Raw genomic sequence first — 15,742 nt, 5'->3', positions numbered from 1 at the left:
TCTATAATAAAAAATTGTGATAAAAATAACCATTTCAGGTTTAGACTTGCATCTTAACGAATAAACTATTTATTGTCAGATGTCAAGGAAACCTATAGTAAAAAATTCGACACAATCTCCGAAAACTTAGTTAGAAAAGAAGGAATTTGTGGGGGGATGTAGAATTAATACTAAGGAAAACAATGGCCCTAGAATTTTTGTGGATGCGGATTCGTGCCCTGTCAAAGAGGAAATCGCACAATTGGCGTCCGATTTTTCTGTAAAGGCTATTTATGTAGCCTCCTATGCGCATACCACCAGTAAACCGGAATATATGGACTGGGATTGGAGATACGTTGATTCAAGCCGGGAAGCGGCAGACCTCTATATCATGAACCACACCAAAAAGGGTGATGGTGCAGTTACCCAGGATATAGGGCTTGCTTCGACACTCCTTCCAAAAGGGGTTTATGTCCTGTCGCCCAGGGGAATCGTATTTGAGGATAATACTATTCAAACCGCGCTCGATATACGCTTTTTAAAGGCAAAAGCCCGGGCGAGGGGGAATTATGGAAAAGGTCCATCGCCTTTTTTGCCGGAAGACCGGGAACGGTTCTTAAGGGAATATGTGAAGCTGCTCTCAATGATGACAGGCCGCGAATTCCCGTTTTATAGAGAAACATAACTGGAGTTGTTCGTATGGCAGAGCGCATACCTGAAGAAAAAATCAATCAGATTAGGCAATCTGTTGATATTGTTGATGTGATCAGCGATTATGTGCAACTGAAAAAGCAAGGTAGGAATTATTTCGGTCTTTGCCCTTTCCACGGGGAAAATTCACCATCATTTTCTGTCTCTCCCGACAAACAGATTTTCTATTGTTTTGGCTGCGGAGCGGGCGGGAATGTTTTTTCATTTTTAATGGAACTTGAAGGTGCCTCATTTAGTGAAGCTGCCTTAAAGATTGCGGAGCGGTCAGGGATTGAACTGGAGATTTCCCAAACTCCGGGCGGCGATCCCAAAAGACATGCAGAGCTGCAGCCATATTTTGATGCACATGAACTTTTAAGGAAATTCTATCATCATTTACTTGTAAACACAAAAGAGGGTCAAGAGCCCCTTGAGTATCTCCTCGATCGCGGGTTCACCAGAGAATCAATTGATAAGTTCCAAATAGGTTATTCAATGGATTCATGGGAATTTACCGCAACGTATCTCCAGAAAAGAGGCTTTATGCCGGAGATAATGGAAAAGGCAGGGCTTCTGGTCAGACGGGAGCGCGATGGTACATACCTGGACCGTTTCAGGAACAGGATTATGTTTCCAATACTCGATCATAATGGAAAGACGATTGCTTTTTCAGGAAGGGCATTAGGAGATGAAAAGCCGAAGTACTTGAATAGTCCTGAAACGGCTATCTTTAATAAAAGTAAAACGCTATATAATTTCAATCATGCCAAGCCGGTTATTCGCCGGCATCACCAGGCTGTCCTATTCGAAGGGTTTGCAGATGTAATCTCGGCCGATCGCGCCGGTGTTGAAAATGGTATTGCCACGATGGGCACATCACTTACTGATGAGCATATTGCCATGATCAGGCGCAATACACAGGCGGTTACAATATGTTACGATTCAGACAATGCAGGAATTGAAGCAGCCTATCGTGCTGGGAACATGCTTGCCAAAGCTGGTATTGAAATAAAGGTAGCTATGATGCCAGATGGGCTTGATCCGGATGACTACATCAAGAAGTTTGGATCAGAAAGATTCCGTAATGAAATAATTGAGTCCAGCCATACGTGGATGTCTTTCAAATTTCTTTATTTTAGAAGAGGAAAAAATCTTCAGAATGAAGGAGATAGGCTGGCTTATATCGAAAAGATAGTAAGCGAAATAAGCAAGCTGCCTATGGCGATTGAAAAAGACCATTACCTGAGGCAGCTTTCTAGTGAATTTTCACTGTCCTTAGAGGCATTAAAACAGCAAATGGCAGCAAGCTCCCCAAAAAGCACGAATCAGGTTACCGAACCTCCACCTGTAGCACGCAAGCAAGTGTACAGGCATATTTCCGGACTGAAACCAGCATATTACAATGCGGAGCGGAGGCTTATCGCCCATATGCTCAGAAGCAAGGACACTGCTTATGTTATTCAGGATATGCTTGAGGGAAATACACTTAATGATGATGACCATCAGGCAATCATTACTTTCCTTTTCGGTTATTATGAGGAAAAGGAACAGTTCATATTAAGTGAATTCCTTGATTATATTGGGGATGAAAAGCTGAGGAGGCTTGTTGCTGATATAGAAATGATGACCCTTAACGAAGAACTTGCTGACCAGGAACTAAATGATTATATCCATCAAGTGTTGAAACATCAAAAGATGCTAAAGATAAATGAAAAACGCGCCCAACTAAAAGAAGCTGAAGCCCAAAAGGATTATCTCAGGGCTGGCCAGCTTGGAATTGAAATAATTCAAATGCAAAAATCACTATAAGCAGTTTAGGATGAATTTTAAGGAGGGGGACCAATGGCTGAAAAAAAATCAGCACGGTCACAAGAGGTCGATAACGAATTGACCATTGAACAAGTGAAAGACAAGTTAACGGCTCAAGGAAAAAAAGCCGGCCATCTTGCATATGACGATATAGCCGAGAGAATGGCGAATTTTGATATGGATTCTGAACAAATGGATGAATTTTATGAATCCCTTACAGACCAGGGAATTGAACTTGTAGGCAATAAGGGTGATGACGATGAGGATGACGGCCCAAGCCTAAAGGAAATTTCCAAGGATGATGAAGAATTTGACCTGAATGACTTGAGTGTCCCCCCGGGTGTCAAAATCAATGACCCAGTCCGGATGTACCTGAAAGAAATTGGCAGGGTCGACCTGTTAACCGCCGAAGAGGAAATTCAATTGGCTAACAAGATTGAGAAAGGCGATGAAGAGGCAAAACGCCGTCTCGCTGAAGCCAATCTTAGGCTTGTAGTCAGTATTGCCAAGCGCTATGTTGGCCGTGGAATGCTGTTCCTCGATTTGATCCAGGAAGGCAACATGGGCTTGATTAAAGCAGTTGAGAAATTTGATTACCGTAAGGGCTTTAAATTCAGTACGTATGCCACATGGTGGATCCGCCAGGCCATTACACGTGCTATTGCAGACCAAGCCCGGACAATCCGTATCCCAGTCCATATGGTAGAAACCATTAATAAATTGATAAGGGTCCAAAGGCAGCTGCTCCAGGATCTTGGGCGCGAACCAACTCCGGAGGAAATTGCGGAGGATATGGATCTTACGCCTGATAAGGTTAGGGAAATTTTGAAAATTGCCCAGGAACCAGTATCGCTCGAAACCCCTATCGGAGAAGAAGATGATTCACATCTTGGTGACTTCATTGAAGACCAGGATGCTACATCTCCATCTGAGCATGCTGCATACGAGCTTTTGAAGGAGCAGCTTGAAGACGTTCTGGATACGCTGACCGACAGGGAGGAAAATGTCCTCCGCCTGCGTTTTGGCCTTGATGATGGCCGTACAAGGACACTTGAAGAAGTCGGAAAGGTATTTGGCGTCACCCGTGAGCGGATCCGGCAAATCGAAGCAAAAGCTTTACGTAAGCTTCGCCATCCGAGCCGCAGCAAACGCTTAAAGGATTTCCTTGAATAAAATTGAAACAAACTATGAGCTTGCCCTATTGAGGCAGGCTCTTTTTATTTTTTGACTATGTTATAGGATATTGCTATTTAATAAAGAGCATTTTAGCATAGCAGTTTTTAAAGACATAGGGAACCATTATGCTATGCTGCACATTCCTAGGTTTGCTTCCATCTTTTTAACAGTTAACCTATACTGTTTGATTCATTTTACTGAATGAAGAGAGGGAAAGCAAATCCGCTTTAAAATAAAATTAACAAAAACCGCCTTTGTTTTTCTAAAAGTATAAATGTTGAGAAAATTCATACCTGCCCATATAATGGATAAGAAAGCGCATTCATTGTTGTTGGAGGGGGATATATGGATTTTAACTTGACTGCGGAACAAGAAATGATCCGAAAAACTATAAGGGAGTTTGCGGATGCTGAAGTAGCTCCGGGTGCCCTGGAAAGGGATCGTACAAAGCAATTTCCTGTAGATATTTTTAAGAAGCTTGCAGACATGGGCATAATGGGCCTTCCTTTTCCTGAAGAATATGGCGGGGGCGGAGCTGATACGATAAGTTTCGCAATTGTAACCGAGGAATTGAGCAGGGCTTGCGGTTCAACGGGCATTACGTACTCAGCCCATATTTCGCTTGGGGGAGCACCTATCAATATGTTTGGCACTCAGGAACAAAAACGCATGTTTCTAACACCAATATGTACTGGTGAGTCTTTTGGGGCATTTGGTTTAACCGAGCCAAATGCAGGCTCGGATGCGGGAGGCACTAGAACATCTGCCAAGCTTGAAAATGGGGAATGGGTGATCAATGGCAGTAAATGTTTTATAACGAATGCTAGCTACGCCAAACATCTAGCCTTGACAGCAGTGACTGGAGGCAGCGGCGATAAAAAGGAAATCAGTGCAATTATCGTCCCAACAGATTCAAAAGGATTTGCTGTAATTGATAACTATGAAAAAATGGGACTTCATTCTTCCAATACAACTGAATTGGTTCTTGAGGATGTCCGTGTCCCTGAAGAAAATCTCCTTGGGAAAAGGGGAGAGGGTTTCAAGCAATTCTTGATGACTCTTGATGGAGGCAGGATTGGGATTGGTGCGATGGCAGTAGGAATTGCCCAGGCTGCTTTTGATAAGGCGCTTCAGTATTCAAAAGAACGAAAACAATTTGGCAAGAGCCTTTCATCGTTTCAGGCCATACAGTTTAAACTTGCAGATATGGCAATGAAAATCGAACTGGCGAGGACGATGGTTTATAAAGCTGCCTGGCTGAAGGACCAGGGCAAGAGATTTTCAAAAGAAGCTTCCATGTGCAAGCTATATGCCTCTGAGATATGCATGGAGGTAACGGATCAGGCTGTCCAAATACATGGAGGTTATGGGTATATGAAGGAATACCATGTTGAAAGATATATGAGGGATGCCAAGCTGCTTGAAATTGGCGAAGGCACTTCCGAAATTCAACGAATGGTGATAGCCAGGGAAGTCGGCTGCAGCTAAATTTAATTTACTAAAAAGGCTGGAGGGAAACACCTGTCCAGCCTTTTCGATAATTAAGGAGACTATTTGTTTCATGACTACGCTTACGCTTTTGTCATTTTAATTGTGACAAAAGTAACTTTATCCTTTTCCTTCTAGTCATTTTCATATACAATAATAGTTGTTTGAAATATTAAATTTGTTTTTCTACGTACATAAGGGAGGGTATTCCACATGAAAAATCCAGTCATTCCTTTCATCATGATCATGGTTATGGGGATTGGCCTAATGTTTGTGCTTTCCTTCAAGGGGCTTGGAGACGGGGACGAACTTGCCAAAGGGGAAAAAGGCGGCGAAAAAACGGAACAGGCTGCAAATCCTGAAGAGTTATATGAAGCAAAGGGTTGCATCACTTGCCACGGTGACAAGCTTCAGGGGCAGGGAAACGCGCCTAAGCTTGCTGATGTAGGAGCAAGGCTTTCCGAAGAGGAAATAAAGGACATCCTGCTTAACGGTAAAGGCACGGGCATGCCTGGCGGACTCGTCCAGGGTGCAGAGGCCGATGCAGTAGCAAAATGGCTTTCTGAAAAGAAATAAACTAAATAATTTAATCAGCGGACGCTGCCATTCAAGATGGCAGCGTGTTTTTTTGCATATGGAAACATTCTTTTTTATACTGATATAGAGATGAAAGAAAAGTGGTGCTTACCTTGAACTCAGGACAATTATCAAAACGGCTGCAGACAGTGGCCAACTTCATACCAAAAGGAGCGAAGCTGGCGGACATTGGCTCTGACCATGCTTATCTGCCGTGCTTTCTAGCTAACAAAGGTTTAATTGTATCGGCCATTGCAGGTGAAGTAGTAGAAGGCCCTTATACGACTGCCAAGAGGCAGGTAGAGGCGGAGAATCTGGAGAACATCATTCAAGTCCGTTTAGGGAATGGATTGGAGGTTATCTCCCCTGGAGAAGTAGATTGTATATCCATTGCAGGGATGGGAGGGGCTCTCATTTCAGATATCCTTGAAGTAGGTAAAGGGAAGCTAGAAGGGGTAAAACGGCTTGTACTGCAGCCTAATATTGCAGCCTGGACAATCAGGAAATGGCTATATGAAAATAACTGGGAACTTGTGAATGAAGATATTTTAGAGGAAGATGGGAAAATTTACGAGGTCCTTGTTGCCGAAAGAGGGAATCCTGCCTATCCATATGAGAGCGGCCTGGAAACCGGGCTATTGTTTGGACCGTTTTTATTGAAGAGTAAAAAAGAGCCGTTTCTAAAGAAGTGGAAGCTCGAAAAAGAAAACTGGCAAATTGTATTAGAAAGGCTAAGCCTGGCCAAGCCGTCAGATGAAGTAAGTGCGAAAAAAGATGAACTGCAGAAAAAAATCGCATTAGTGGAGGAGGTTTTAAATCAGTGAAGAAAATAAATGGACATGAAGCCATTCAACTGCTCGAAACCTTCTCACCGAAGGAATACGCAGTAGAAGGAGATAAAATTGGCCTTCAAATAGGACGATTAAATCGGCCGGTTCAAAGGGTGTTGGTTACATTGGACCTGACAGAGGCAGTTGTTGAGGAAGCAATTAACAAACAGGTACAGCTAATCATTGCTCACCATCCGCCGATTTATCGTCCGCTGGCAAAGCTTGCAACAGATACCGTCCCTGGAAGAATAATCGAGAAGCTGATTAAGCATGACATTTCGGTGTATGCTGCCCATACGAACCTTGATGTGGCCAAGGGCGGAGTAAATGATATGCTTGCGGATTCTCTCAACCTTAAGAATACAGAGGTCCTATCACCGACCTATGAAGAAAAACTGCAGAAGATCGTTGTTTATGTTCCGCTAGAAGATGCCGAAAGGGTGAGGGATTCACTTGGAAAAGCAGGAGCAGGTGCAATCGGTAATTACTCACACTGTTCGTTCTCTTCGAATGGTACTGGCCGATTCCTTCCGGGAGAGAATACAAACCCTCATATAGGGAAACAGGGACAGCTTGAAGAAGTTGAAGAAGTAAGGGTGGAGACAATTGTTCCATCCCGGCTTGCGAGGAAAGCTGTTACAGCGATGCTTAAGGTTCACCCTTATGAAGAACCAGCCTATGATGTTTATCCTCTTGAAAATCAGGGGGAGATACTCGGGCTTGGCAGGATTGGGACGATTGAAGAGATGACTCTTGCCGAGTTTGCTGAAAAAGTAAAGAATGATTTTGAGGTTGAAACTGTACGGGTTGTTGGAGACTTGAGTTCAAGAGTAAAAAAAGTTGCTGTCCTAGGCGGGGACGGAAATAAATATTTTTCTCAGGCAAAACGAAAGGGAGCCGACGTATATGTGACAGGGGATATTTATTTCCATGTAGCTCACGATGCTTTAATGCTCGGCCTTAATATGGTCGATCCAGGGCATATCGCTGAGAAGATTATGAAAAAAGGCCTTGCCTCCGTATTAAGCAAGATGTGTGACGAAGCTGGCTTCGATGTTGAAATTTTGGCCTCTCAAATTGATACGAATCCATTCAAAACGATATAAAAGGTAGCTGCGGCTTCTGAAGGTTAACAGTAAAAAAATCCGGCTAGTGGCAGCCGGATTTTTTCTATTTTTGCACCTCAGCCTTTTTGACCTTCGGCAGGATTTTTGAAAGGGGTACATTTTTCTTCCGTTCCCATGTAGCGGGATTTTCAGGGTCGAACTGGTCAAGGAACATAATGACTTCTTTTGTTATAGGCGTCGGGGTCGATGCGCCAGCAGTGACGGCAACCGTTTCAGCACCTTTTAGCCATTCAAGGTCAAGCTCGGAGATATCGGCAATCCTATAGGCTTTTGTATCGGCAATTTCTTGCGATACCTGGGCAAGCCTGTTGGAGTTATTGCTCTTCGGATCTCCGACAACAATCAACACATCCGCTTCACCAGCCTGCTGAGCGACAGCCTCCTGCCTTACTTGGGTCGCCATGCAAATTTCCTTATGGACTTCGGCATGAGGATACTTCTCTTTTACTCTCTTCATAATAGCGGAAACATCCCATTGGCTCATTGTCGTCTGGTTGGTTACGATAATTTTATCGTGGTATAAATTAAGAGCATTAACATCCTCTTCTGTTTCGACAAGATGGACAACTCCCGGAGCGGCAACGCCTACCGCGCCTTCCGGTTCAGGATGGCCTTTTTTACCGATGTAAACCACCTTAAAGCCTTCAGCTTCTTTTTCCCGGATTAAGTCGTGGGTCTTGGTTACATCCGGACAGGTCGCATCAATGGTAACGAGGCCTTTCTCCTTTGCAAGGCTGCGGACCTCTGGCGAAATGCCGTGTGCTGTAAAAATAACGGTGCCTTTGTCAACCTTCTCGAGAATTTCCTTGCGGTTGCTTCCATCAAGGGTAATAATGCCTTCCTCCGCAAATGCGTCGGTCACATGCTTATTATGAACAATCATCCCAAGGATGTAGATAGGGCGTGGTAATGTTTTGTCAAGTGCCGCATTGCGGGCGATAACCATGGCATCAACAACACCATAACAATAGCCTCGCGGCGAAATTTTTATAACCTTCATTAAAAAAGCCCCTCCTGGTTAGGTTAGACTTGCTATACCTTCTTATTATATAGGTAATTATAATATGTTCAAAGTGAAAAATCTCACATCAAAAAATGGATGCCGGTTTACCGGGAAATTTAACGAACAATATTCTTTAAAATAGAAAGATATTTAAACCTGCGCAGAACCAGTTATCCCAAGCTAATAAAGAAATTTAAACGTATAAAGGCTATAAGCCCAGAGTGGCGGTTGGGAAGGTATGCCGTCATGAATATGTAAAAAGGTGCCATACAGCACCTTTCTTTAAAAAAATAATTTTGGCCGGCTTCTATCATCGTCAACCCTGTTTGGCCTTCTCATCCATCCGCCCCGTTGTGCAGGAGCTGGTTGGCCATGGCCATCGCTGGACTCTTCTGAATCCTTTGGTATTTCATTTTCTTTTATAGGATGCGATTCAACTATTTTCTTTTTTTGTTGGGGCTCGTTCTTGGGTGTTTCATCGTCAACTGTATTTTTTAAGCCCCGATAAAGTTTCCACATTGATGGAAGGTTTTTAATAATTGGGCCATATTGTTCGATCAATGGACCGAAGGATTGAGCTGTCTGGATAACGTTCTGTGTATTGGCAAGGAAGCTGTTGATTGCTTCAGGGTTGCTAAGTGTCTTCAGAAAGGACCCAGATTGTGTGTTGCCGGCCGCGGATACCATATTTCTAGTGTGACCCTGTCCTCCTCCTGATTTACCGAGCAGTCTTGAAAGCAATCCTCCTCCTCTGCGTCCCTGGGGACCTTGGTGCCGTCCTGGAGACATAGAGCCCATGAAAGGCGACGGAGGGCCATTAAAGCCGCGTCCAGGGCCAAAAGGATGTCTCCCGGGCCCCATAAATGGCCGGTTCATTCCTCCCTGCCTATTCATTGGCGGGAATGGTGGCATGTTCTTAACCCCTCTCAAAAATTTATTTCCTCTTTCTAAAATATGCAGGTTTGCCATTTATGTTATGCTTTTGAAGATTCTTTGCCTTTTTGCACCGTAATTTTAAAAAACGGATTAATAAATCAAGAAACTTTGTTATGGGATTGCCCTTCATGAAAGTGTGTAATTAGGCAAATCATAATAATAAGTGGCTTTACATTTGAATCTTTACTATAATAACAGGATGGGCAGAGTTCCATAACCGAATATAAGGAGCCTGAAAATGAGCGGAAACCAATTTAATCAATTTAATTTAAAGCCTTTTTTAATAAAATCAGTCGAATCGTTAGGATTCACAAAGCCAACCGAAATACAAGAGCAAATGATACCTGCAGCCTTAAAGGGAGCAAGTGCAATTGGTCAGTCAAGGACCGGTACAGGAAAGACACACTCCTACTTGCTGCCAATCCTTGAACATCTTGAACCTGGACGCCAGGAGGTTCAAGCAGTCATTACAGCGCCCACAAGGGAACTGGCTAGCCAGATATATCAGCAATTCCTTAAAGCAGCAGAACATTATGAAGGCCCGGAAACAATCGTTGTCCGTAATTATATTGGAGGTACTGATAAGCAAAAGTCGATAGAAAAGCTTAAGGTTCAGCCCCATATTGTAGTGGGAACACCTTCAAGGATTCACGCGCTTATTGAGGACCAAGCACTATTTGTTCATACAGCCAAAACATTGGTGGTCGATGAAGCTGACTTAATGCTCGATATGGGATTCCTTGAGGATGTCGACAGAATTGCTTCCAGAATGCCAGAGAAGCTGCAAATGCTTGTATTTTCTGCAACGATACCGGAGAAGCTTAAGCCATTTCTAAAAAAATACATGGAAAATCCGAAATATATCCATATAGATCCAAAGAAAAAAGCTGCTGAAAATCTTGAACACCTTTTATTGCCTTCGAGGCATAAAAACAAGAAAGAAATTGTATTTAATGTTCTTCAAGCGTTTAATCCTTATCTCGCCATTGTTTTTACGAACACAAAAAAAATGGCCGATGAGGTTGCAGATTTCCTTATTGGAAAAGGCCTGAAGGTTGGAAGGGTTCATGGTGATCTTCCTCCGCGTGAACGAAAGAAGATGATGAAACAGATTCAGGACCTTGATTATCAATATATTGTTGCGACAGACCTCGCAGCCAGGGGCATTGATATAGAAGGGGTCAGCCATGTCATTAATTATGAGTTGCCAAGCGATCTCGATTTTTACGTCCATAGGGTGGGAAGGACAGCAAGGGCTAATTTTTCTGGTACAGCCTTGACTGTTTATGATACGTCCGATGAAGATGCGCTGAACAGGCTTGAGAAAATGGGAATTGAATTCAAGCATGTTGACTTTGGCAAAGACGGGCTTGTCGAAATTGCCAACCGAAATAAGCGGAAGACACGTAAGCGGCAGGAAGACGAAGTAGATAAAATGGCCAAAGCAATTGTAAAGGCACCAAAGAAAGTTAAGCCAGGATATAAAAAGAAAATCAATCAAGAGATTGCCAAAGTCAGGAAACGCCAGAATAAAATGAAGAAAAAATAACGGCTGGTTTGTACTGCCGCAAGAAGGAGAAGGGGAAGATGTTGAAAATTGGTTCTCACGTATCAATGAGTGGCAAGGAGATGCTGCTTGCCGCGAGCAAGGAAGCTGTCTCCTATGGCTCCAATACTTTCATGATTTATACAGGTGCACCTCAAAATACCAGAAGAAAGAAAATCGAGGACCTGAACATCGAGGCAGGCAGACGGCATATGGCGGAGCATGGAATCGATGAAATCATTGTTCACGCTCCCTACATTATTAATATTGGGAATACAACAAATCCTGCAACATTCGAACTTGGGGTGAACTTCCTTCGTTCTGAACTAGATAGAACTGAAGCAATTGGTGCCAGGCAGATTGTTCTTCATCCTGGAGCCCATGTTGGAGCCGGGACGGAAGCTGGAATAAAAAAGATAGTTGAAGGCCTGAATGAGGTTTTGACTGGAAAAGAAAACGTTCAAGTAGCATTGGAAACAATGGCAGGGAAGGGCTCGGAATGCGGGAAGAATTTTGAGGAGTTGGCGATGATCATCGACGGCGTGAATTACAGCGACCGAATTTCTGTGTGCTTTGATACTTGCCATACTCATGATGCCGGATATGATATTGTTCATGATTTTGATGGAGTCCTAGATGAGTTTGATAAAATTGTCGGAATTGACAGGCTGAAGGTGCTTCATATCAATGATAGCAAAAATGCTGTCGGCATGAGGAAAGACCGCCATGAAAATATAGGCTTTGGCCATATCGGCTTTGATGCAATCAGCTATATTGTCCACCATCCACAGCTTATGTCGGTTCCTAAAATCCTCGAAACTCCGTATGTCGGGGAAGATAAGAAAAATCAAAAGCCGCCTTATAAGCATGAAATTGAAATGTTGCGCAACAAAATCTTTGACCCAAGCCTTAAAGTTGAAGTTAGCCTGGCATAGGAACAAAAGCGCAAGCGCCTTCGTGACAGGCAAAGAACGCCTGTCCCTGCGATGATTATTCTACGGAGCTTTCCTTAGTGGTCATCGCCGTACAAAATGGAGGGACTTCGACTGAGATAAAATGAACCTTCCATCAGCGCTTTTTGCTGATGGTTAGGTGAATGAATCGGACCTTTAGGGACAGTTGCCGACTTAGGAGGCCTACTGACCTTTAAGGTGGGGTAAAGGAATCACGGAGAGCGATAGCGCATTCGTGCATGACTTATCGTAGGGAGGAGGCCTGAAGTTTGCGCACGCGTAGGCGCTCCTCATCACGCTATCGCGTAATTTCGTGCGATGCTATTCGGGGAAGCTTTCCTTGTGGAGCTGGACGAAGCCACGCTCATAAAAAAGTTATCCATAGTCGGGAAATTTATACTTTCCTAAACGAAAAGAGCCTCCTTGGACACTTCAAGGAGGCTTTTTTACGTCATTATTTTGTAAATTGCAGAAACAACTTGTTTACTTCTCTCGCTGTGTCAGGCCCAGCGATCCTGGCGATTTCCTTAATAATTGTAGTCCGCTCGGCGCTGTTAAAAATATTAATCTGCCTGCCCCGTAAGTATTTGGCAATTAGGTCTGCCTGTTTTTGATTAATCGAAATACCGAACTGATTGGCATAGTTTAATAATTCTCTGTCGGTAATCGTATTTATTTTATGGTTTATAATGTTTTCGAACAGTTTCATTCTCATCACTCCCCTCTCTTACTGTATGAGCAACTTTCCGAAACAGTGCCAAATAATTGTTAAATCAACAGCTATAAAGGAGAATAACTTTACAATCTGTTAGCGCTGGGGTATACTACAAAACGTAAATCGGAATCATTCTTAAAATGATTCATAAATGATAGGTGAATTAATATGGCAAATGTGCCTGCAGTTGAAATTACTGGACTATCTTTTCAATATGAAAGAGAAAAAGTCCTTGAAGATATCAATCTTTCCGTTCCTAAAGGAGCGTTCCTCGGTATCGTTGGTCCAAATGGATCCGGGAAGTCGACTTTGCTTAAGCTGATTCTCGGGCTGTTAAAAACACAAACTGGGGAAATTAAACTTTTTGGTCAGCCGATTGGCATATTCAACGGTTGGGAGAAGATAGGCTATGTTTCCCAAAAAGCAAATTCTTTTAATACTGGCTTTCCTGCTACTGTTCAGGAAGTTGTTTCTAGCGGGCTTACACGAAAAATTGGTTTGTTCCGTTTTATGAAGGCAACAGAAAAAGAGAAGGTTAGGGAGGCGCTCGAATCTGTTGGAATGGCCGGATTTGCCGGAAAAAACATAGGCGAGCTATCAGGGGGGCAGCAGCAAAGGGTTTTTATCGCCCGCGCCCTGGTAAGCGAACCAGAGCTGCTAATCCTTGATGAACCAACGGTAGGGGTCGACCAAAAGCAGGAAGGAATTTTCTATTCAATGCTTGAAAGCCTTAATAAAAAGGCCGGCATTACGCTCCTGCTTGTTACCCACGATATAGGGACCGTCTCTCAGGCTGTAACTCATGTTGCTTGTTTGAATAAACATCTTCACTTCCACGGCCGAGCTTCGGAATTCGAAAATATGGCCCAGAATGGATTATCAGAATTGTATGGGTATGATGTCCACCATCTAAGCCATCATCATCATGGGGAGGATGGAAAATGATTAGCAGCATATTTCAATATGAATTTCTACAAAATGCATTTATTTCAGGTGCCCTGATAGGTTTTATTGCTCCGTTACTCGGGGTTTTTATTGTTGTAAGGCGGCTATCGCTCATATCGGATGCATTAAGCCATGTAACTCTTTCGGGTATTGCCGCGAGCCTGCTGCTCGAAAAAAAGCTTGGTCTTGCGGGTGCTATTAACCCGCTCTATATGGGAATGGCGTTTTCAGTAGGGGGAGCGCTGTTCATTGAAAAACTGAGAGCGGTATATAAGCATTATCAAGAGCTGGCGATTCCGATTATCCTCTCGGGTGGTATTGGCCTCGGAGTTATTTTTATTTCATTAGCAGATGGTTTCAATGCAGACTTGTTTGGTTATCTTTTCGGTAGTGTCACTGCTGTAAGTAGAACAGACGTATTCATTATTGGATTTATCGCTGTCATTGTTGTTTTGGCGATCATCCTTCTTTATAAAGAGCTTTTCCTTCTTTCGTTTGATGAGGACTATGCAAAGGCATCAGGAATACCAGCCAAAGCGATTCATTTTATCTTTATTGTCATGGTAGCTTTAGTAATAGCCGCTTCAATGCGGATTGTCGGGGTATTGCTCGTGTCATCCCTGATGACCCTCCCAGTAGCGGCAAGTATGAGGATTGCAAAAGGATTTAAACAGTCCATATACCTTTCAATAGTATTTGGTGAGCTTTCTGTTATTGGCGGATTGTTTGCCGCTTACTATCTTGACTTGGCTCCAGGCGGTACTATAGTTGTGCTGGCTATATTGATTCTTTTATTCGCCATACTTTATAAGAAATTCGGTTTTAATTTGCAAGCCGGCCGAAAGGGGTATAGGAATGAACGTACATGAGGCCCTTGATTATCTGAAGGAAAAAGGTTATAAGCATACTGGAAAACGTGAGGACATGCTCCATTTATTTTCGGACAGTGACAAATATTTAACTGCCAAGGATGTACTGGATGCTTTGAAACAAAACTATCCTGGCCTCAGCTTTGATACCATTTATAGAAACTTGTCCTTGTTTGTCGAACTGGATATTCTTGAATCAACAGAGCTTTCCGGAGAAAAACATTTTCGCTTTACATGTTCAAGGCATTCCCATCACCATCATTTTATTTGCCTTGATTGTGGAAAAACAAAAGAATTAGGGACATGCCCAATGAGTGGATTGAGTGAAGATTTAAAGGGATACGATGTTTCAGGCCATAAGTTTGAGATATATGGGCGCTGCCCCGAATGCGTGTAAGAAAAAACAGCCACATGGCTGTTTTTTCCCTTTAAGTAACTTTTTAGATTTTTGATTTATTCCAGTTCCTAATCCAGCTATCTGCCTCCTGCCAGGTTAATACCCTGATTACTCCTTCAGGAATTGGATCCCGATTATACGGGGTATCAAAAAGAATTACCGGAATCCCGCACTCTTCGTGAATTGCAACTGCATTATCATGTTTATCCTCAAGAAACAAATCGACTTTATATTTTTTTGCCGTTTCAATTTTATTATGAGTCCCAATCAGTTCGATATGGTGATATTCCAGTTCATTTAAGGTAAACCAGTCTTGCGTAACGTTTAGTAAGTGGGATGCCCGCGCACTAATGAAATACAATTCATACTGCTCTTTCCATTTTGAAAGTACTTCTTTTGCCCCTTCTGCCATGGGGGACCCGGCGTAAATTTCTGGTTCTGCCCCTTTAAACCATTGGGTAAATTCTTCCCGCGACACATCCACAAGATGAAGAAGGTCATATTCTTTTACATCATCCAAAGTAACTTGAATGTTAAAATCCCTATTCATATATGGCAAAATGCTCGATGGGCAGGTAACTGTTCCGTCAATATCAATCCCTAATCTTTTCATAACGCAATCTCCTTCTATTTGTGAGAATCCATGTTCATTTTACCAAAAACCTTTGTGAGGTACTCCATACAAAGATTGACATAGTAAAAA

The 15,742-nt window shown here is 42.9% G+C and carries 16 protein-coding genes; 12 read left to right on the top strand and 4 right to left on the bottom strand.

Annotated features, from left to right (window positions below; genetic code table 11):
- Positions 1–148 precede the first annotated feature (148 nt).
- The 7 genes from TY16_RS22125 to TY16_RS22095 all read left to right on the top strand — a co-directional run bounded on the left by TY16_RS22125 (position 149) and on the right by TY16_RS22095 (position 7,654).
- A complete protein-coding gene (locus TY16_RS22125; RefSeq protein ID WP_043933911.1) occupies positions 149–664 on the top strand; it encodes a YaiI/YqxD family protein in 516 nt (171 codons plus the stop codon).
- Positions 665–678: 14 nt separating this feature from the next.
- A complete protein-coding gene (gene dnaG, locus TY16_RS22120) occupies positions 679–2,478 on the top strand; it encodes a DNA primase (protein WP_043933910.1) in 1,800 nt (599 codons plus the stop codon).
- A gap of 33 nt (positions 2,479–2,511) precedes the next feature.
- Positions 2,512–3,651 carry an RNA polymerase sigma factor RpoD gene (gene rpoD / locus TY16_RS22115; RefSeq protein ID WP_043933909.1) on the top strand — a complete coding sequence of 380 codons (1,140 nt, stop codon included), beginning with the start codon at positions 2,512–2,514 and terminating at the stop codon, positions 3,649–3,651.
- A gap of 348 nt (positions 3,652–3,999) precedes the next feature.
- The gene (locus TY16_RS22110) at positions 4,000–5,142 is read left to right on the top strand and encodes an acyl-CoA dehydrogenase family protein (protein WP_043933908.1); all 1,143 of its coding nucleotides are present in this window, start codon (positions 4,000–4,002) and stop codon (positions 5,140–5,142) included.
- Positions 5,143–5,355: 213 nt separating this feature from the next.
- Complete coding sequence (gene cccA, locus TY16_RS22105; RefSeq protein WP_043933907.1) at positions 5,356–5,718, top strand: cytochrome c550; 363 nt, start codon at positions 5,356–5,358, stop codon at positions 5,716–5,718.
- A gap of 113 nt (positions 5,719–5,831) precedes the next feature.
- Positions 5,832–6,542, top strand: a complete 711-nt coding sequence (locus tag TY16_RS22100; protein ID WP_043933906.1) for a tRNA (adenine(22)-N(1))-methyltransferase — start codon at positions 5,832–5,834, stop codon at positions 6,540–6,542.
- Positions 6,539–7,654, top strand: coding sequence for a Nif3-like dinuclear metal center hexameric protein (locus tag TY16_RS22095; protein WP_043933905.1), 1,116 nt, complete (start codon positions 6,539–6,541; stop codon positions 7,652–7,654). Before TY16_RS22100 ends, TY16_RS22095 begins: the two co-directional genes overlap by 4 nt.
- A 64-nt stretch (positions 7,655–7,718) precedes the next feature.
- Here TY16_RS22095 and TY16_RS22090 read toward each other — a convergent pair whose 3' ends face one another.
- Positions 7,719–8,675 (bottom strand): 4-hydroxy-3-methylbut-2-enyl diphosphate reductase, encoded by a 957-nt coding sequence (locus tag TY16_RS22090; protein ID WP_043933904.1) that lies wholly within the window; start codon positions 8,673–8,675, stop codon positions 7,719–7,721.
- Positions 8,676–8,960: 285 nt separating this feature from the next.
- The gene (vrrA, locus tag TY16_RS22085; RefSeq protein ID WP_052342833.1) at positions 8,961–9,590 is read right to left on the bottom strand and encodes a VrrA/YqfQ family protein; all 630 of its coding nucleotides are present in this window, start codon (positions 9,588–9,590) and stop codon (positions 8,961–8,963) included.
- A gap of 262 nt (positions 9,591–9,852) precedes the next feature.
- On the opposite strand from vrrA, the gene TY16_RS22080 reads away from it, so the two are divergent.
- Both TY16_RS22080 and TY16_RS22075 read left to right on the top strand, forming a co-directional pair.
- On the top strand, positions 9,853–11,163 hold the full coding sequence (locus TY16_RS22080) for a DEAD/DEAH box helicase (RefSeq protein WP_043933903.1): 1,311 nt from the start codon (positions 9,853–9,855) through the stop codon (positions 11,161–11,163).
- 38 nt (positions 11,164–11,201) lie between these two features.
- On the top strand, positions 11,202–12,095 hold the full coding sequence (locus tag TY16_RS22075) for a deoxyribonuclease IV (protein ID WP_043933902.1): 894 nt from the start codon (positions 11,202–11,204) through the stop codon (positions 12,093–12,095).
- A 472-nt stretch (positions 12,096–12,567) separates the two neighbouring features.
- Here TY16_RS22075 and TY16_RS22070 read toward each other — a convergent pair whose 3' ends face one another.
- Positions 12,568–12,822 (bottom strand): DUF2624 domain-containing protein, encoded by a 255-nt coding sequence (locus tag TY16_RS22070; RefSeq protein ID WP_043933901.1) that lies wholly within the window; start codon positions 12,820–12,822, stop codon positions 12,568–12,570.
- Between the two features lie 174 nt (positions 12,823–12,996).
- On the opposite strand from TY16_RS22070, the gene TY16_RS22065 reads away from it, so the two are divergent.
- From TY16_RS22065 to TY16_RS22055, 3 genes are read left to right on the top strand one after another with little or no spacing between them, the layout of a single operon-like run.
- The gene (locus TY16_RS22065; RefSeq protein ID WP_043933900.1) at positions 12,997–13,773 is read left to right on the top strand and encodes a metal ABC transporter ATP-binding protein; all 777 of its coding nucleotides are present in this window, start codon (positions 12,997–12,999) and stop codon (positions 13,771–13,773) included.
- Positions 13,770–14,642: a metal ABC transporter permease gene (locus TY16_RS22060; RefSeq protein WP_043933899.1), complete on the top strand. Its 873-nt coding sequence runs from the start codon at positions 13,770–13,772 to the stop codon at positions 14,640–14,642. Before TY16_RS22065 ends, TY16_RS22060 begins: the two co-directional genes overlap by 4 nt.
- Positions 14,629–15,039: a Fur family transcriptional regulator gene (locus tag TY16_RS22055; RefSeq protein WP_043933898.1), complete on the top strand. Its 411-nt coding sequence runs from the start codon at positions 14,629–14,631 to the stop codon at positions 15,037–15,039. Before TY16_RS22060 ends, TY16_RS22055 begins: the two co-directional genes overlap by 14 nt.
- Before the next feature lie 43 nt (positions 15,040–15,082).
- Here TY16_RS22055 and TY16_RS22050 read toward each other — a convergent pair whose 3' ends face one another.
- On the bottom strand, positions 15,083–15,652 hold the full coding sequence (locus TY16_RS22050) for a 5' nucleotidase, NT5C type (RefSeq protein WP_043933897.1): 570 nt from the start codon (positions 15,650–15,652) through the stop codon (positions 15,083–15,085).
- Between the last annotated feature and the right edge of the window lie 90 nt (positions 15,653–15,742).

This window comes from Bacillus sp. EB01 (genome assembly GCF_000613125.1).
Taxonomy (GTDB): domain Bacteria; phylum Bacillota; class Bacilli; order Bacillales; family Cytobacillaceae; genus Bacillus_D.
This window is presented reverse-complemented; position numbering and strand designations above follow the sequence as displayed.